Source organism: Micromonospora sp. HM5-17, from assembly GCF_003762835.1.
Taxonomy (GTDB): Bacteria; Actinomycetota; Actinomycetes; order Mycobacteriales; family Micromonosporaceae; genus Plantactinospora.
In genome coordinates, this window is the sequence record NZ_RJWA01000008.1 from 85065 (window position 1) to 102463 (window position 17399).

Below are 17399 nucleotides of genomic sequence, written 5' to 3' on the forward strand. Positions count from 1 at the left end.
ACCGGATGGCCCAGGCGGCGGTGGCGGTGGTGAGGCCGAGGCCGGCCAGCACGGCGACCCACCCGTTCACCGGGTCTCCACCGGGTTCGGCGCCGCCGTCGGAACCGAGCCGCCCGGCGTGGGTTCGAGTGCGGCCAGCCGGCGCAGGAAGAGCCACGTTGCGGTGGTGGTGAACGCGGCCAGGCTCAGCAGCAGGGCGGCCGCCATCAGCGGGTCGATCGGCGGTCGGTCCGGCGCGAGAATCGTCGCCGGCTGGTGCAGGGAGCGCCACCAGACCACCGAGAAGTGCACCAGCGGCACCAGGGCGAACCCGGCGACGCCGACGACCGCGGCCGGCCCGCCGACCCGGTGCGTGGCCGGGACGCCGCGTCCCTCGCCGAGGACGCGCCGGGCGGCCAGGTAGCCGGCGTAGGCCAGCAGGAGCAGGACGGTGCTGACCAGCCTCGGGTCCCAGGCCCACCAGGCACCCCAGACCGCCCGGCCCCAGAGCGCGCCGAGCGCGATGGTCAGCGTGGTCAGCCCGACCCCGAGCTCCGCGGCGACCCGGGCCCGCCGGTCCCAGCACGGGTCGCGGGTGGCGAGGTAGCCGAGGCTGCTCGCGAGCACGGCGGCGAAGGCCAGGTAGGCGGTCCAGGCAGCCGGGACGTGCAGGTACATCAGCCGCTGGGCGTCCCCCTGGACGGCGTCGGGCGGTGCGATCAGCAGGCCGGCGGCCGCGGCGGCGGTGGCCAGGCCGCCGGCCAGCCAGCCCAGGCTGCGCCGGTCGGCCGCCGCGCGCCGGTCGCCGGCCCGGGGCGTACGCGCCACGCCGGGCCGGTCGTCGGTGTCTGCGGTCCGGACGGCGCCGGACCCGGATTGAGCAGGGCCCACGCCGACGATGATGCCGGAGTGACGTACGGTTAGGGAGTTAAACCGCAAAAGCACTAAAAGCATTATTTGTCCGGTTAGCCTGGGGTGACGGCCGGACAAGGGAAGGTGGTGACCGGTGGCGGGCGGGGAGTGGGCGGGGCACCGCCGGCCGCTCGCGCCGGTCGCCCGGATCGTCGGTTGCGGGCTGCTCGTCCTGCTTGGCGGCTGTTCCGGCGGGGCGCCCTCCACCCTGGACCCGGCGGGGACCGGGGCCCGGCGGGTGGAGGGCCTGTGGTGGCTGCTGTTCTGGATCTCGGTTGTCGTCTTCGCGGAGGTCATGGCGCTGCTGGCCTGGGCGCTGGTGTTCCGGCGCCGCCCGGACCGCCGGATCAGTCGCGTCGAGCCGACCCGCTTCGTGGTCGTCGCCGGCGCCGGTGTGCCCTTCGTCATCCTGCTGGCGGCGTACGGCGTCGGCCTGCGCGACCTCGCCGCCCTGCGCCAGCCCGAGTCCCCACCCGCGGTCACGGTCGACGTGACCGGGCACAAGTGGTGGTGGGAGGTGCGGTACGCCGGGGTGGACGGGGCGACGGCCAACGAGATCCGGATCCCCGTCGGCGAGCCCGTGCGGGTGCGGCTGCGTACCGTCGACGTCCTGCACAGCTTCTGGGTACCGCAGCTGATGCCGAAGACCGACCTGATCGCCGGCAAGGTCCGCGAGACCTGGCTACGGGCGGAGCGGCCGGGGGAGTACCGGGGGCAGTGCGCCGAGTACTGCGGCCTCCAACACGCCCACATGGCGCTCCAGGTGGTGGCCCAGCCCCGCGCCGAGTTCGACGCCTGGCTGGCCCGGCTCGCCGCGCCGGCGGCGACGCCGGACAGCGACGCCGAACGCCGTGGCCAGCAGGCGTTCCTCCAGGGAACCTGCGTCGCCTGCCACACCGTCCGGGGCACCGCCGCCACCGGCACCGTCGGGCCGGACCTCTCCACCCTGGGCGCCCGGTGGAGCCTGGGTGCGGGGGCGGTCCCGAACGACGGCGGGCACCTGGGCGGCTGGATCGTCAACTCGCAGACCGTCAAACCGGGCAACGCCATGCCGCCGCAGCCGGTCGACGCGGCGGCCCTTCCCGACCTGATCGCCTACCTGGAATCGCTGCGGTAGGAGCGGACCGATGCCGTCGAGCACCGCCGCCGCGCGCGGCACCCGTCCCGGTCCGGAGGCGATGGCGAGCCTGACCCGTCACTGGGCGGAGGCGCCGAGCCTGCGGACCTGGTTCGGCACCGTGGACCACAAGCGCATCGGCCGACGGTACCTGGTCACGGCAGCGGTGTTCTTCGGCTTCGCCGGGGCCAGCGCCGTGGCGATGCGCACCCAGCTCGCCGGGCCGGAGGCCGGCATCCTGTCGCCCCGGGAATACAACCAGCTCTTCACGATGCACGGCACGGCGATGATCTTTCTGTTCTCGACGCCGATGCTGTTCGGGTTCGGCAACTTCCTGGTCCCGCTGATGATCGGCGCTCGGGACATGGCCTTCCCCCGGCTGAACGCCTTCGGCTACTGGGTGTTCCTCTTCGCCGGGCTCTTCATGTGGGCCAGCGTGCCGGCCGGTGCGGCCCCCAACGGAGGCTGGTTCGCGTACGTGCCGCTGACCGACGAGCGGAACACGCCCGGCCTGCACCTCGACGTCTACACCCTGGGGTTGCTCTTCCTGGGCATCTCGACCACCTCCGGCGCGGTCAACTTCATCGTCACCGCGCTCAAGCTGCGCGCTCCGGGCATGTCGCTCAACCGCGTGCCGGTCTTCGTCTGGGCCATCGTCGCCACCTCGTTCATGGTGCTCGTCGCGCTACCGGTGCTGAATCTCGACAACGCCCTGCTCTTCCTCGACCGCCGCTTCGACACCCGGTTCTTCGAGCCGGAACGGGGCGGGAACGTCCTGCTCTGGCAACACCTCTTCTGGATCTTCGGCCACCCGGACGTCTACATCATCGTGATGCCCGCCCTCGGCATCGTCTCCGCCGTGCTCCCGGTCTTCTGCCGACGCGGGATCGTCGGATACCCGCTGATCGTGTTCTCGATCGTCGCGATCGCGATCATCTCGTTCGGAGTCTGGGTGCACCACATGTTCGCCACCGGCCTGCCCCAGCTGTCCTACGGATTCTTCAGCGCGGCGAGCACGGTCATCACCATCCCGTCCGGCCTCCAGATCTTCGCCTGGCTCGCCACGATGCTGGTCGGCCGGATCGTCGTGAGCGTGCCGTTCCTCTTCGTCGTCGGCTTCCTCGTCACCTTCGTCGTCGGCGGCGTCACCGGCGTGATGTTCGCGTTGACCGCCTTCGACCAGCAGACCACCGACACCTACTTCGTGGTGGCGCACTTCCACTATGTCCTCTTCGGCGGCGCCGTCTTCCCGATCCTCGCCGGCGTCTACTACTGGCTGCCCAAGATGACGGGTCGGATGTTCAGCGTCCGGCTCGGCCGGTGGGCGTTCTGGCTGGTCTTCGTGGGCATGAACCTCACCTTCTTCCCGATGCACGTCTCGGGGCTGCTCGGCATGCCCCGCCGCGTCTACACCTACCCCGGCGGGCTGGGCTGGGACCCGTGGAACCTGCTCGCCACGATCGGGGCGTACGTCGTGGCCGCCGGCCTGCTGCTCGTGGCCGTCGGGGTGGTGCACGCGCTGCGCCGCGGCGCACCGGCGCCGGACGACCCGTGGGGCGGCGACAGCCTGGAGTGGACCACCAGCTCGCCCCCGAAGCCGTACAACTTCCCGGTCATTCCCCGGGTACACAGCCTGCATCCGAACTGGGACCCCCGCACCGTCGAGTCGACCGGGCCCGGGGCCACCGAGGACCGGATCCTGGCCGAGGGGCGCACAACGCTGTGCACCAGCGAGCTCGACGGCCGATACGAACGGCCGGTGGAGATGCCGGAGGAGACGCGGAAGCCGCTGCTGGCCGCCGTCGGGCTGCTGATGGTCTTCCTCGGCCTGCTCCTCGCCTGGTACTGGGTCGCCGCCGCGGGCGCCGCCCTCGTCATCGGCACCCTCGCCGCCTGGCTCTGGCCGCCGCGGCGGACGCCGCAGGAGGCGGGGGTGGCGGGATGAGCCGGCGCCGCGATCGATTCGGCTGGCGTGCGTCGGTGCGTCACGACGTCGCCGAGCGCACCGAGGAGACGGCATGACCCCCGCCGATCTCCGGACGGCGCTCCGCCCGGCCGGGCTGGTCACCGAGCAGCCGGTCGGCCGGTCGACGGCGTGGTGGGGGGTGATGCTGTTCATCGCCACCGAGGGCACCGTCTTCGCCGCGCTGCTCGGCAGCTACTTCTACCTGCGGTTCCAGCACGGCGTGCCGTGGCCGCCGGACGGGATCGCGCAACCGGACCTGCGGTTGCCGCTGGTCATGACGGCGGTACTGGTGCCCAGCAGCCTGCCGGTGGCCTGGGCCGAGGCCGGCATCCGACGCGGCCGACGCTGGCAGGTGAGGGCCGGGCTGCTCGCCACCCTCGTCATGGGTGGGACCTTTCTCGGCCTGCAGGGGATGGAGTACCACGAGAACCTGCGGGAGTACACCGTCACCACCAACGTCTACGGGTCGCTGTTCTACGTCATCACCACCTTCCACGGCGCGCACGTCACGGTCGGACTGTTCATGGTCTGCTGGCTTCTCGCGGCCGCGGGGCGCGGGGGCGTCAGCGCCCGCCGGCCCGAGCCGGTCCGCGTCGTCGCGTACTACTGGCACTTCGTCGACGCCGTCTGGGTGGCGATTCTGTTCACCGTCTACCTCTCGCCGAGGCTGTGATGAGCGAGCGTGTGTCGTCCCGCGCCGCGCTCGTCGGTGGACTGCTGCTGTGGTTCGCCGTACTCGGCGGGGCGCTCTCCTGGGCCGTACACTCGCTGGCCGCCTGGAGCATCGACGAACTCGCCTGCGAGGCCGGGCACGACGACCTCGCCGGCGTCCCGCTGGTCGGCGCCATCGCGCTCGCGGTCCTCCTCCCGGCGGCCGGGGCCACCGCCGCGCTCGTCGTCTCGGTGCTCGCCTGGCGGCGTCTCCGCCCGGAACCGCGCGAGGACGGTGACCGGGCGACGGGTCGGGCCCACCTGCTCGCCGTCGTCGGCCTCTGGTTGAACCTGCTGGCGCTGGCCATGATCGTGTTCGGCGGCGTCGCCGCCCTGGTGCTGCCGCCATGCCAGCGCTGACCGACGGATCGGCCGGCGGGGGACCGCTGGCGTACGGCGACCCGGTGACGCAGGCCTGGAGCAACCTGCTGGTGGTCACCGTCCTGGCGTTGCTCTGCGCCGGGTACGGGCGCGGGGTGCACGAGCTGTGGAGCCGGCGCGGCACCGGGGCCGTCGTCGCCCGCTGGCGGGTTGCCGGGTTCGCCCTCGGTATCGCCGCGGTGCTGGTCGCCTCGACCGGCCCGGGGCACGTGTGGGCGGAGCGGTCGTTCGCGGGTCACATGGGCCAGCACATGATCCTGCTGGTGGTCGCCGGTCCGGCGCTGGCCGCCGCGGCGCCTGGCCTGCCGCTGGCGCTGGCCGCCCCACGACGGCTGCGCCGTCGCTGGGCCCGGTGGCGTACCTCGACGGCTGGCTCCTGGGTCCGCCGCCGCCCGGGCGCCCTCGCGGTGCTGGCCGGCGTCCTGCACGCGGCCGTGCTCTGGGGCTGGCACCTGCCCGCCCCCTACCGCCTGGCGGCCGAGCACGGCCTCGTCCACGCGGCCGAGCACGCCTCGTTCGTCGTCGCGGCGGCGCTGCTCTGGTCGGTGCTGCTCGGTGCCGACCGGCACCGGATCTCCGGTCCGGCCGCCGTGTTGGTGCTGGTCGCCACGATGCTGGCCGCCTCCGCTCTGGGCGCGGCCCTGACCCTGGCGCCCGGTCCGGTCTACCCGGCCGGGATCCTCGCGCCCCACGGCGGCGACCCCGAGGCCGACCAGCAACTCGCCGGGCTGCTGATGTGGATTCCGATGGATGTGGCAGTGCTGGTGGCGGCGTCGGTGGTGTTCCTGCGCTGGCTCGCCGGACTCGACCGGGCGCTGCCGCGCGCGTCCGGGCTGCCGCCCGAGGGTCCCGCCGGACCCGTCCCCCGCGGGCCGGCCCGGGCCGATCCGATCGACCGCGCGCCGGCTCGTCCGGCGGCGGGGAAGGACACCCGATGAACAGGCAACTCCGTATCTGGCCGCCGCTGCTGGTGTCGCTGGCCGTGACCGCCGTCCTGGCCGCCTGCACCCGGGTGCCGCTCCCGCCGCCGGAGAGCCGGGAGGGCTATCCGGAGCGCGGGGCGCGGCTGATCCAGCAGTACGGCTGCGGCGGCTGCCACACCGTGCCGGGGGTGCCGCGGGCGGAGGGCCTGGTCGGCCCGCCGCTCACCCGGTTCGGCGCCCGGTCGTACATCGCGGGGGAGCTGCCGAACAACCCCGAGAACCTGCGTCGCTGGATCCAGGACCCGCAGGCGGTGGAACCGGGCACCGCCATGCCCGACCTCGGGGTCAGCGAGACCGACGCCCAGGACATCGCCGCGTACCTGTTCACCCTGGAGTGAGCCGGACCGCCGGTTGTCCTGGTACGAGAGTGGAGGGAGTGGTGATGACCGGGACGGAGGCCGGGCCCGCCCGGCGAATCGGGGTGATCCTTGCCGTGCTCGGACTCGCCGCCGGCCCGGTGCCGCTGTCCGCGTCCGCCGCGCCGACACCGGTGCCACCGGACACGTCGGCGGCCGTCCCGGGCGGTCTGGTGTCACCGGCCACGCCGGGGGCCGGCCCCGGGTCGTCGGCCCCGCCGTCGGCGACCGACCCGGCCCGGTCCCGGGGCGCCGACCTCTTCCTGCGCAGCTGTGCGAGCTGCCACGGCCCGAGGGGTGAGGGGACCCAGCGGGGACCGTCCCTGGTCGGGGTCGGCCCGGCGTCGGTGGACTTCCAGCTCAGCACCGGTCGGATGCCGCTGGACCAGGAGGCCGCGCAGCCGCCGCACCGCCGTCCCGCCTTCTCCGCGGCGGACATCCAGGCGATCGTCGGGCACGTGGGCAGCTTCGGGGGTGGCGGACCGCAGATCCCGACCGTTGGCCCCGGCGACCTGCGCGAAGGCCGGGAACTCTTTCTCGCCCACTGCGCCGCCTGCCACTCCGCCGCCGGGGTCGGCGCCACGCTGACCAACGGGCTGGTCGCCCCGTCCCTGGACCGGTCGACGCCGGTGCAGGTCGCCGAGGCGATCCGGGTCGGCCCGGGGCTGATGCCCGCCTTCCCGGAGAGCATCCTGAGCCCGGCGCAGGTCGACGCCGTGGCCAGCTACGTCCAACACCTGCGCGGCGATCGGCTGGACCGGGGCGGGGCATCTCTCGGCCGGTTGGGGCCGATGACGGAGGGACTGGTGGCCTGGGTGGTTGGTCTGGCGCTGCTGGTCGGCGTCGCCCGCTGGCTCGGCAGCAGGGCCGGGCGATGACCGGCCGGGACGCGCCGGACCGGCGGGAACGGCCGGCGTCGGCGATAGCCGCCGCCGCGTTCGGCGTCAGCGTGCTCGGTGCCGCCGGGTTCGCGGCCGTGTACGCCGCCGGCGGCCAGACCCAACTGGAGGGGCTCACCCTGGCGGTCGCCTTTGCCGGGATCGCGTTCGGACTCTCGGTCTGGGCCCGTCGCCTGCTGCCCACCGGCGGGTACGTCGAGGAGCACGAGCCGTTCGACTCACGCCCCACCGACCTGCGGCTCGCCGCCGAGGCGCTGACCGGACCGGAGAGTCCGGTACGCCGGCGGGGACTGCTGACGATGCTCGCCCTGGCCCTCGGCGCGCTGGGCGGGGCGGCGCTGTTCCCGCTGCGCTCGCTGCTGCCGTTCGACCGCGTCCGGCCGGTGCACGCGCTCCGTACCACGCCCTGGGCCGCCGGCGTACGCCTGGTCCGGGCCGACGGTACGCCGGTCCGGCCCGCCGACGTCCCCGACGGCTCGGTGCTGACCGTCTTCCCCGAGGGGCACCGGGACCGGGGCGACGTTCCGGCCTTCGCCGTCCGGTTGGATCCGGCCCGGTTCACCGTGCCACCATCCGGCGGAGAGGTCGCCGGCGTCGTGGTTCACTCGCTGCTCTGTACCCACGCCGGCTGCCCGGTCGCCCTGTACCTGCAGGGGACCGCCCGGGTGCTCTGCCCCTGTCACCAGTCCACCTTCGACCTGCTCGCCGGTGCCCGGCCGATCGCCGGCCCGGCGTCCCGGGCCTTGCCGGGACTGCCGATCACCGTCGACGCCGACGGCTACCTTGTCGCCACCGGCGACTTCACCGCCCCGCCCGGGGCGGGCTTCTGGAGCCTGAAGTGATCACCCGGTGGCTGCTCCGCCGACTGGCCCGGAGCGTCGACGACCGGTTGCGGACCGCGCCGGTGGTGCGCCGGGTGCTCGCCGCGGTCTTCCCCGACCACTGGTCGTTCATGCTGGGGGAGATCGCGCTCTACTCGTTCGTCGTGCTGGTGCTGACCGGGGTCTTCCTCACCCTCTTCTTCGCGCCGAGCACCGCCGACACCGTCTACACCGGCGCGTACGCGCCGCTGGACGGCGCCCGCACCTCCGCCGCGTACGCCTCGACCGTCCGGCTCAGCTTCGACATCCGGGCCGGGCTGCTGATGCGGCAGAGCCACCACTGGGCGGCGCTGCTCTTCGTTGGCGCGATCGTGCTCCACCTGCTCCGGATCTTCTTCACCGGCGCGTTTCGCAGGCCCCGGGAGATGAACTGGCTCATCGGGGTCACCATGCTCGCCCTCGCCCTGTTCAACGGCTTCACCGGATACTCCATCCCCGACGACCTGCTCTCCGGGACCGGCCTGCGGATCCTCTACTCGGTGACCCAGTCGATCCCGCTGGTGGGCGAGTGGTTGGTCTTCCTCGCCGCCGGGGGCGAGTTTCCGACCGACGAGATGGTGCCCCGGATGTTCGTCAGCCACGTCCTGCTCGTCCCAGCCGTGCTGGCCGCGCTGATCGCGATCCACCTGGGGATCCTGATCCGGCAGAAGCACAGCCAGTTCCCCGGCCCGGGGCGTACCGAGAACAACGTCGTCGGCTCCTTGTTCTGGCCCAGCTACACGGTACGGACGCTGGCGCTGTTCGCCTGGGTCCTGGCGGTGACGTTCGCCCTCGGCGGACTGGCGCAGATCAACCCGGTGTGGATCTACGGGCCGTTCGACCCGGCCCAGGCGACCTCGCCCGCCCAACCCGACTGGTACGTGGCCTGGGGCGACGGGGCGCTGCGGCTCTTTCCCGCCGTCGAGTTCCGGATCTTCGGTCAGCTCGTGCCGTCGCCGTTCCTTCCCGGGGTCGTCTTCGGTGGCCTGACCTTCGCCGGCCTCTACCTCTGGCCGTTCCTGGACCGGCGGCACGGGCGTGACCGCCTCGCCCACCAGCTGCTCGACCCACCCCGCGCCCATCCGGCCCGGCTCGGGTTCGGCGTCGCCGTCCTCGCCCTCTTCGCCGTCCTGCTCGCCGCGGCGGCCGACGACGTCATCGCGACGATCCTGCGGGTCCCGGTCCTGGACGTGCTTGCGATCCTCCGGGTCCTCGCGCTCGCCCTGCCGGTCCCGGCCGGCGTCACCGCCTACCTCGTCGCCCGCGCGCTGCGGGCCAACGGTGGTCGGGGAGTCGGCGACCTGACCCGGGCGGACGTCCGGTCGGCGGGCCGATTGGTGTGCGTCGGGTCGCCCGTCGGCGGGGCGCCGACCGGTATCGGAACGCCGGAGGGGACGGCGGAGCCCGTCGACGCGGACCGGGTCGAGCTGTGGCGGGACCGGACCGGGCTCTGGCGATGGCGGTACCGCGGTGCTTCGGTCTCGCTCACCGCGAACCGGGCCTACCCGTCCCGAGCCGAGGCGGAGCGGGCGGCCAGGACGGCGTACGGGGACCTTTCGGTGTGGGAGGTGGCACCGCCCGGCGGTCGGCCAGGCGCCCCGGCCGCGGTGGCGGCCCGGGCCGGGCGCGCGGCCGGCCGGGTCGGCGGATACCTCGCCCTGGCGGCGGTCGCGTTCTGGCGCGCCCGCCGGGACCGCCGGCGCTGAGCCCACCGCCCGCTGGCGGTCGTCGCGGTACCCGCCGGTAGGACAGGAGGCGTTCCACCAACGGTCACACACCATTGATCGTCGTGACGCCGACGATGCTCTAGCCTCCCGGCATGACTGTCTCACCGTCACGATCACGCCTGGCCCGCGCCGCCCGCGGGCCGATCGGTGCGCGTACCCGGATCGTCGCCGCGCTGACCGCGCTCGCCGTCCCGGCCGCTGCCGCCGTCGTCGTCGCCGCTGCCTCGACCCCGGCGGTGGCCGAACCCGACGACGTCGTCGTCTCGGAAGATTTCTCGTCGGGGGTGCTGCCCGCCGGGTGGCGGATCGTCGACGGAACCTGGAAGGTCGAGAACGGACGGCTCCGTGGCACCTCGACCAGCTCTACCGCCAACAACAAACTGACCTTCGGGCGCCACATGAACGACTTCCGCTTCGAGGCCACCGTCCGCTTCGAGTCGGTCCAGTCAGCGACGCGCTGGGCGGCGCTCGGTCTGGACGTCCCCGCCGACGGCGCGACGCCCTGGTGGATCGCCACCATGCGCAGCGGGACCACCGCCAACAACGGCCTGGAGTTCGCGCAGCGGACGACCGCCAACACGTGGAACGTCACCGCCACCGGCGCCGCACCGTACGCGGCCGGGACCGGCCGGGACATCCGGGTCGCCATCGAGGTGCACGGCAGCCAGGCCCGCTGGTTCTTCGACGGTGTCGAGCGGCTGCGCACCGCCAGTCTGCAGCGCTCCACCGACGGTGGGCAGGCGCTGTTCGTCAACGGTGCGACGGTGTCGTTCGACGACGTCAAGGTCACGGAGCTGGCGCCGAACGGCTACCTGCGTCCGAAGGGGAGTCCTCTCACCGTCATCGCGCACCGCGGGGCCTCGTCGGCCGCGCCGGAGAACACCCTCGTCGCGCAGGAGGTCGCGCGCCGGGCGGGCGCGGACTGGATCGAGAACGACGTACAGCCGAGCCGGGACGGGGTTCCGTTCGTCCTGCACGACGCGACGGTTGACCGGACCACGGACGGAACCGGAAACATCCGCGACCTGACCGCCGCCCAGCTCAAGGCGCTCGACGCCGGATCGTGGTTCGCACCCCACTACGCCGGTGCGCGGATTCCCACCCTCGCCGAGCAGCTCGCCGACCTGCGTACCCGCGGCGGCAACCTGTTGCTGGAGATCAAGGGCCGACACACGAGGGACGAGGTGGCCCGGATCGTGCAGGTGATCCGGGACGAGCGGATGACCGGGCGCGTCTTCCTGCAGAGCTTCGAGGTCGACGCCCTGCGCCACGCTCACGACCTGGCCCCGGAGCTGCCGCTCGGGCTGCTGCGCAGCACCCTCGACGCCGACCCGGTGGCGGTCGCGACGGAGCTGCACCTCACCGCGTACAACCCGAACGGGACGGCGCTGCTCACCCGCCCCTCGGTGATCGCGGACCTGCACCGGGCCGGTGTGGCCGTGATGGCCTGGACGATGGACTCGGCCAGCCAGTGGCAGCAGCTCGAGGAGGCCGGTGTCGACGCGGTCATCACCAACCGCCCGGCGGAGCTGGCCGGCTGGAACGCCGCGCTGCTGCAGCGTCAGCAGCCGGCCGCGCCGACGGTCGCGATCACGTCGCCCGCGCCGAACGCCCAACTGGACCGGGCCCAGGCGCCCGTGGTCGCCGTCGCCGCCACGGGCGCGGAGACCGTCTCCGTCACGCTGGACGGCACGCCGGTCACGGTCGGCGAGCGGCTCGACCTGGCCACGCTCACCCCCGGCTCGCACACCCTGGTCGCCACGGCCACCGGACCGACCGGCACCACCTCGGTGACCAGCACCGTCACCGTGGCGGTGACCCGGGCCGGGCTCGGCTACCTCGTCCTGACCTCGGGGGCCAAACCGAAGGCCGTCGCCTGGATGAGCGACAGGCTGGGCAGCGGGAGGTACGCGGAGTTGGCCCGGTACGCCGACCGGGAGGCCGGGAGGCTGATTCCGGCCGGGGTCGCCCGGATCATCGCCGCCGACGCCCGTACCCTCGCCGCCCGGTAGTCACCCGTCCGGCCCGCCGGCGGGGACCACCGGCGGGCCGGACCCGGGCCGCGCCCCGGAACCGTCCGGACCAGCCCGACGCCCGGCGGCGGGTCGGGTCATCCGATGCTGATCCGGACCGGCCGGCCCGGATCAGCATCGGCCCGCAGGGTGACCGTGACCCGGGACCCGTCGACGACCAGCTCGCCGCGATCCGCCCGGACCGGCCGGTCGGTGTCGAGCACGACGACGTCCTCGCGCTGCGTGGGGCGCAGCACCATCGCCGACCCGGTCCGCTCGACCAGTTCGCAGCTGGTCCCGGTCAGGAGGGCGCCGTCGAACCGCAGCCCGACCGGCAGCATCAGGCCGCCGCGCGCCGGGACGCGCAGCCGGCGGCCCCCGAGGAACGGCTCACCCCGGTACGTCAGCGCGGCGGTGACCGGCGACGGCGCGACGTTGATCAGGTGGAGCAGGCGTTGCCCGGACCGGTCGACGGTGGAGGTGTTCACCAGACCCGGCTCGTCGGCGTCGTGCCGCAGCCGCGGCTCGACGCCCAGCCGGCCCACCGCGCGCCGCCAGAAGTCCAGGTCGCACGGGTAGTCGGCGGCGATCACGAGCGCCGTACCCGCCCCGATTCGCAGCTCGACGCCGCACGGCGAACCGGAGCGTACGTCGACCAGCACCGGCTCGGGCGCATCCGCGCCGGCCGGATCGAGCAGGTCGGCGTAGCCGACCCGTACCTCGGCGCGCCCGGCCGCCCAGCCCGTGCCGCGGACCGACGGGAAGTGGTGGGCGGTCGCCTCGATCCGGTCGACCACCCGCAGGCCGAGAGCGTCGGCGAGCAGACGGCACGGTGTGCCGTCGTGGTCGCGTTCGGGCAGGACGCCGTGCAGCAGCAGCCGTCCCCCGGCCCGCAGGTAGTCGACGAGCCGCTCCTGCACCTCCCGCCCGAGGGTGCTGGCGCTGGCCAGGGCGAGGGCCGGTGGTGGGTTCACGGTCAGGTCGGCGGACTGGAGGTCGACGGCCGGGAACGAGAACCCGCCGAGCAGCAACGCCCGGGCGAGGATGTCCCGGGGCCCCATGCCCCGGAACCGCTCCAGGTCGGCGACCTGGGCCGCCCGGGCCGCCGACTCCGGGTGCCGGTACTCCGTCAGGTAGTGGTCGGGGACGAAGCCGAGGGCGAGCCCGTCGTGTTCCTCGTCCGAGTCGGCGAGGAGGTCCGCCGCGCCGCGTACCACCGCCAGCGCCCGACGCGCGGCATCGTACGTCGGATTCCGCTGGCCCTCCGGTCCGATCGGTGCGGCGAAGCCGTGCCGTTCCCCGGTGAACCCGAGCCGGTCGTTGCCGTCGCCGACCGGCTCGGCCAGCGGTGGGTTGTACCCTCCGGCGAAGAGGTACAGGTTGAGCAGGCGGTTGCCCTGGGCCACGCAGAGCCGGGTCTTGAGTTCGATCGCCTCGGGTGGGTACCGCACCGCCAGGTCCTCGCCGTAGTCCCCGTTGCCGGCTTCGAACTCGAGCGAGGTCAGCGGCTGGTCCGCCGAGTGGACGGCGGCCAGGAACGCGTTGGCGACGTAGAGGTCGGCGACGTTGCCGACGGTCAGGTCGCCGAGGTAGAGGTCGGATCCGGAGGTGAGCTGCGGCTGCCCCCGGTACGCCTCGGCGAGCTGGCTGATCCCGATGGGGAAGGTGCGCCCGCGGCCGCCCCCGGTGCCGTGCACGTTGACCAGGAACGGTACCGCGGTGACGCCGTACCGCTCGGCGGCGGCGCGGAGGAACCCGACGTAGCGTCGGAAGCGGTCCCGCATGTAGCGGCCGAGGAGGTCGTGCGTGGCCAGCGAGTGTCGCTCGGCGGGCCGCCGCAGTGCCGCCGCCCAGGCCGCCGGGTCGGCCGGGTCCGCGCCGACCCGCTCGGCCGCGCCCGTGACGCCGTACCGCTCGCTTGCCCACCGGGCCAGGTCGGCGCAGAGGTGGTCGGTCAGGTCGGGGGAGTTGGTGACCCAGGAGAGCATGCCGATCTCGTTGTCGAGCTGGACGGCTACCACCGGCCCGCCCCGATCCGCGCAACGCTCCGCGATCAGCGGCATCACCTGGGCGTACCAGCCCTCGGCGGCGGCCAGGAACTCGGGCGCGAGGTAGTCGACCGTCCGGCTCGGGACCCGGGCGCCGTCCCAGGTGACCGGGAGCAGGTGTGGCGCGTCCTCGTACACCCGGTACGGGATGCCCTCGTTCTTGATCTCGGCCATCACGAACGGTCCCGGGCGGACGATGGCGTGCAGTCCCCGTTGGTGGGCCAGGTCGAGGAAGCCGGCCAGGTCACGTCGCGGGTCCGTCCGTCCGTGCAGGTCCACCGACCGGTCCGGCAGTTCGTGCCAGAGCCACGGAACGTACGTGGCGACCGTGTCGGCGCCGCACTCGCGCAGCCGGTCGAGCCGGTCGGGCCAGTCGGCGGGGGCGAGCCGGAAGTAGTGGATCTCGCCGGCCAGCAGCAGCCGGGGACGGCCGTCGACGAGGATGCGGCGGTCCTGGAGGGTGATGCGCGACATCGGCCGTAGGTCCTCTCGGCGGTGGGAATTGCGGTCACCCCTTGTGTTGGGGGAGACCCCTGCTTATGGTTCCTGTAACCGGTTACCGTCAACCGCACGTTACGAGACGAGGCAGCCGTGGGCAACAGCCGAATGACCGCCCGGGAGATCGCCCGGCTCGCCGGCGTCTCTGTGGCGACGGTGTCCCGGGTCTGGAACGGCGTCGGACAGGTGTCGGAGGAGACCCGTCGCCGGGTGCTCGAGGCGATCGAGGCCCACGGGTACCGGCCGGACCACCTGGGCAAGGCGCTGGCCGCCGGCCGGCACAACGCTGTCGGCCTGGTCTTCCCGGGCCTGTCCGGGCCGTACTTCAGCGAGCTGATCCAGGGATTCGAGTCGGAGGCGGTGCAGTCCCGCGCCAGCGTGCACATCCTCTGCACGCACCTGCGGGAGGACTCGGACGACCAGGTCATCGAGATGGCGCGCCGGGTCGACGGGATCACGGTGCTCGGCGGGACCATCTCCGACGACGCCGTACGCCGCCTCGCCGACATGGTCCCGGTGGTGATGCTGGCCGGGAGCGGCCCGGATCAGGTTCCCGCCGTCCGGGCCGAGAACACCGCCGCGATGGCGGAGCTGACCCGGCATCTGCTGGTCGAGCACGGACTGCGGAACCTGGCCTTCGTCGGGAATCCGGACGGTTCGCCGGATGTCAGCGAGCGGTGGGCCGGCTTCCGGGCCGCCCACGACGAGCTGGGGCTGCCCCCGCCGGCGCCGCCGATCCGGGTGGGCCTGCAGCAGCCGGACGGGGTGTACGCCGCGGAGCGACTGCTGGAGCGCGGGACCGTGCCACCGGCGATCGTCTGCGCCAACGACGAGACGGCGCTCGGCGCGCTGGTCGGGGTGCTCGGTCGGGGCCTCCGAGTCCCCCGGGACGTCGTGATCACCGGCTTCGACGACGTACCGATGTCGGCGCTCGTGTCGCCACCGCTGACCACGGTGCGGCAACCGATCCGGGAACTGGCCGCCGAGGCGGCCCGGCGGCTCCTGACAACGGTGGCCGACCCGGCCGCCGCGTCGCCGGAGCACACGGTGCTCCCGACCACGGTGGTGATCCGGGGCAGCTGTGGTTGCCCCGTCGGCCCGAACCCCTAGCGCGGTTCCCCCAGACCATCCACCCATCCACACATACCCACACCGACCACCACGCCGGCCCACCGGGACGCGTGGCCGGGGCGTCCCCGGCCGCGTCGTGGCCCATGCCCACGGGTGGACCTTCGGGTCCGCGTGCCCGGCCGAGCCGCACCACAGGAGGTACGCCATGAAAAGACCGAGATCGTGGCGGCTCACGGCCGTCGCCCTGGCCGGGGCGCTGGCCGTGTTCGGGTGCACCGGCACCGAGCAGCCGTCGGGTCCGACCGTCGCCGGCATGATCGACTATCTCGACTTCGGTGACTTCGGCGGCGGCAGCAACCCGCAGGCCAACTACAACCCGTACCTCGAGGGCACCAACCTGGGGGCCGTCGGCTACGTCTTCGAGCCGCTGGTGGTCTTCGACAACTACAACTGCATCCCCAAGCCCTGGTTGGCCAGCGAGTACGCCTGGACGGACCCGCGGACGCTGAGGTTCACCCTGCGGGACGGGGTGACGTGGAACGACGGCCAGCCGTTCACCGCCGAGGACGTGGCGTTCAGCTTCAACCTGATCAAGGAGCACAGGGCGCTCGACACCAAGGGCGTCTGGCGCTATCTCCGCAGCGTCGTCGCCACCGACCCGCGTACCGTCACCATGACCTTTGCCGAACCGGGGGCGTCCGCCTTCACCCTCGTCACGGATGTGCGGATCGTGCCGAAGCACATCTGGTCGACCGTGGCCGACCCGGTCACCTTCACCAACGCCGAGAATCCGGTCGGCACCGGGCCGTTCACCGTCAAGTCGTTCAACCCGCAGCAGCTCACCATCGCCCGCAATCCCGGCTACTGGCAGGCGGACAAGGTGAAGGTCGAGGAGATCCGCTTCCACAAGGCGGACGGTGGCGGCCAGATCGACCAGCTCAAGCTCAGCCGCGGCGAGTACGACCACAACGCGATGTTCGTTCCGGACATCAAGAAGGCGTACGTCGACCGGGATCCCGAGTTCAACCACTACTGGTACCCGCCGGGCGGGACGATCAGCCTCTACCTGAACCTCACCCGGGCGCCCTTCGACGACGTGGCGTTCCGGCGCGCCCTGACCACCGCGGTCAACCGGCCGGAGATCGCCGACAAGGCCCAGCTCGGGTACGTCACGCCGGCCAGCCAGAGCGGGCTGGTCGTACCCGGCCAGGCCGGTTGGCTCCCGTCGGACATCCCCAACCAGGGGGTCATCGGGTACGACCCGGCCAAGGCCGACGCCGCGCTCACCGCGGCGGGGTATCCCAAGGACGCCCAGGGCCGGCGGCTCGGCAAGGACGGCAAGCCGATCGAGTTCACGTTCAAGGTGCCGGGGAGCTGGACGGACTGGGTCCAGGCCGCCAAGATCGTGGTGGAGAACCTGACCGCGCTGGGGTTTCGGGTCGACCTCCAGACGCCCACCCCCGAGGCGTACGAGGCCGACCGGGCGATCGGCAGCTACGACGCGCTCTTCGGCGTGCACGGCGGCAGTTGCAACATGTTCCGCAACTTCCAGGAGCCGCTGGCCAGCGACCAGTCCGCGCCGATCGGACAGAAGGCGGCCAGCAACTTCGTCCGGTGGACCGATCCGCGTACCGACCAGCTCATCGCGCAGCTGCGGGTGGCCACCGACGAGGCCGCCCAGAAGGCGGCGGTCGCCGAACTCGCCAGGATCATGATGGACCAGGTGCCGATGATTCCGCTCTGGTACGGCGCGAAGTGGTTCCAGTACCGCACCAAGAAGGCGGTGGGCTGGCCCAACGAGAAGAACCCGTACGCCGCCCCCAGCGACAACCTGCTGATCATCACCAACCTGCGGCCGGCGGGAAGCTGAGTCCGCCGA

At 73.1% G+C, this 17399-nt stretch carries 14 protein-coding genes; 12 read left to right on the forward strand and 2 right to left on the reverse strand.

Annotation, left to right across the window (positions count from 1 at the left end; genetic code table 11):
- Positions 1-66: 66 nt before the first annotated feature.
- Positions 67-870, reverse strand: coding sequence for a cytochrome c biogenesis protein CcsA (gene ccsA, locus EF879_RS21440; RefSeq protein ID WP_199736554.1), 804 nt, complete (start codon positions 868-870; stop codon positions 67-69).
- Between the two features lie 115 nt (positions 871-985).
- On the opposite strand from ccsA, the gene coxB reads away from it, so the two are divergent.
- From coxB to EF879_RS21490, 10 genes are all read left to right on the forward strand, one after another.
- The gene (gene coxB, locus EF879_RS21445) at positions 986-2008 is read left to right on the forward strand and encodes a cytochrome c oxidase subunit II (protein WP_123561439.1); all 1023 of its coding nucleotides are present in this window, start codon (positions 986-988) and stop codon (positions 2006-2008) included.
- Positions 2009-2018: 10 nt separating this feature from the next.
- Positions 2019-3953 carry a cytochrome c oxidase subunit I gene (ctaD, locus tag EF879_RS21450; protein ID WP_123561441.1) on the forward strand — a complete coding sequence of 645 codons (1935 nt, stop codon included), beginning with the start codon at positions 2019-2021 and terminating at the stop codon, positions 3951-3953.
- A 73-nt stretch (positions 3954-4026) separates the two neighbouring features.
- Positions 4027-4647, forward strand: coding sequence for a cytochrome c oxidase subunit 3 (locus EF879_RS21455; protein ID WP_123561443.1), 621 nt, complete (start codon positions 4027-4029; stop codon positions 4645-4647).
- Positions 4647-5045 carry a hypothetical protein gene (locus EF879_RS21460; RefSeq protein WP_123561445.1) on the forward strand — a complete coding sequence of 133 codons (399 nt, stop codon included), beginning with the start codon at positions 4647-4649 and terminating at the stop codon, positions 5043-5045. Before EF879_RS21455 ends, EF879_RS21460 begins: the two co-directional genes overlap by 1 nt.
- Positions 5033-6004, forward strand: a complete 972-nt coding sequence (locus tag EF879_RS21465; protein ID WP_123561447.1) for a cytochrome c oxidase assembly protein — start codon at positions 5033-5035, stop codon at positions 6002-6004. The genes EF879_RS21460 and EF879_RS21465 overlap by 13 nt, the downstream gene beginning before the upstream one ends.
- Complete coding sequence (locus EF879_RS21470) at positions 6001-6387, forward strand: cytochrome c family protein (RefSeq protein ID WP_123561449.1); 387 nt, start codon at positions 6001-6003, stop codon at positions 6385-6387. The genes EF879_RS21465 and EF879_RS21470 overlap by 4 nt, the downstream gene beginning before the upstream one ends.
- A 44-nt stretch (positions 6388-6431) precedes the next feature.
- Positions 6432-7283, forward strand: a complete 852-nt coding sequence (locus EF879_RS21475) for a c-type cytochrome (protein WP_148086516.1) — start codon at positions 6432-6434, stop codon at positions 7281-7283.
- Entirely contained in the window at positions 7280-8146 is an 867-nt protein-coding gene (locus EF879_RS21480) for a ubiquinol-cytochrome c reductase iron-sulfur subunit (protein ID WP_123561453.1), read from the forward strand. The genes EF879_RS21475 and EF879_RS21480 overlap by 4 nt, the downstream gene beginning before the upstream one ends.
- Positions 8143-9870, forward strand: coding sequence for a cytochrome b (locus tag EF879_RS21485; RefSeq protein WP_123561455.1), 1728 nt, complete (start codon positions 8143-8145; stop codon positions 9868-9870). Before EF879_RS21480 ends, EF879_RS21485 begins: the two co-directional genes overlap by 4 nt.
- A 113-nt stretch (positions 9871-9983) precedes the next feature.
- Positions 9984-11903 carry a glycerophosphodiester phosphodiesterase family protein gene (locus tag EF879_RS21490; RefSeq protein WP_123561457.1) on the forward strand — a complete coding sequence of 640 codons (1920 nt, stop codon included), beginning with the start codon at positions 9984-9986 and terminating at the stop codon, positions 11901-11903.
- Positions 11904-12001: 98 nt separating this feature from the next.
- Here EF879_RS21490 and EF879_RS28660 read toward each other — a convergent pair whose 3' ends face one another.
- Positions 12002-14425, reverse strand: coding sequence for a beta-galactosidase (locus EF879_RS28660; protein WP_123561459.1), 2424 nt, complete (start codon positions 14423-14425; stop codon positions 12002-12004).
- 117 nt (positions 14426-14542) lie between these two features.
- Between EF879_RS28660 and EF879_RS21500 the strand changes: the two genes are divergently transcribed.
- Together EF879_RS21500 and EF879_RS21505 are read left to right on the forward strand one after the other, a co-directional pair.
- On the forward strand, positions 14543-15559 hold the full coding sequence (locus EF879_RS21500; protein WP_199736555.1) for a LacI family DNA-binding transcriptional regulator: 1017 nt from the start codon (positions 14543-14545) through the stop codon (positions 15557-15559).
- A 166-nt stretch (positions 15560-15725) separates the two neighbouring features.
- Positions 15726-17390: an ABC transporter substrate-binding protein gene (locus EF879_RS21505; protein ID WP_123561461.1), complete on the forward strand. Its 1665-nt coding sequence runs from the start codon at positions 15726-15728 to the stop codon at positions 17388-17390.
- The last annotated feature ends 9 nt before the right edge of the window (positions 17391-17399 follow it).

Bases quoted from the DNA above. Each gene is read 5' to 3' on its own strand.
- ctaD (WP_123561441.1), top strand. From the start codon at position 2,019: ATGCCGTCGAGCACCGCCGCCGCGCGCGGCACCCGTCCCGGTCCGGAG.
- EF879_RS21455 (WP_123561443.1), top strand. From the start codon at position 4,027: ATGACCCCCGCCGATCTCCGGACGGCGCTCCGCCCGGCCGGGCTGGTC.
- EF879_RS21460 (WP_123561445.1), top strand. From the start codon at position 4,647: ATGAGCGAGCGTGTGTCGTCCCGCGCCGCGCTCGTCGGTGGACTGCTG.
- EF879_RS21465 (WP_123561447.1), top strand. From the start codon at position 5,033: ATGCCAGCGCTGACCGACGGATCGGCCGGCGGGGGACCGCTGGCGTAC.
- EF879_RS21470 (WP_123561449.1), top strand. From the start codon at position 6,001: ATGAACAGGCAACTCCGTATCTGGCCGCCGCTGCTGGTGTCGCTGGCC.
- EF879_RS21475 (WP_148086516.1), top strand. From the start codon at position 6,432: ATGACCGGGACGGAGGCCGGGCCCGCCCGGCGAATCGGGGTGATCCTT.
- EF879_RS21480 (WP_123561453.1), top strand. From the start codon at position 7,280: ATGACCGGCCGGGACGCGCCGGACCGGCGGGAACGGCCGGCGTCGGCG.
- EF879_RS21490 (WP_123561457.1), top strand. From the start codon at position 9,984: ATGACTGTCTCACCGTCACGATCACGCCTGGCCCGCGCCGCCCGCGGG.
- EF879_RS28660 (WP_123561459.1), bottom strand. From the start codon at position 14,425: ATGTCGCGCATCACCCTCCAGGACCGCCGCATCCTCGTCGACGGCCGT.
- EF879_RS21505 (WP_123561461.1), top strand. From the start codon at position 15,726: ATGAAAAGACCGAGATCGTGGCGGCTCACGGCCGTCGCCCTGGCCGGG.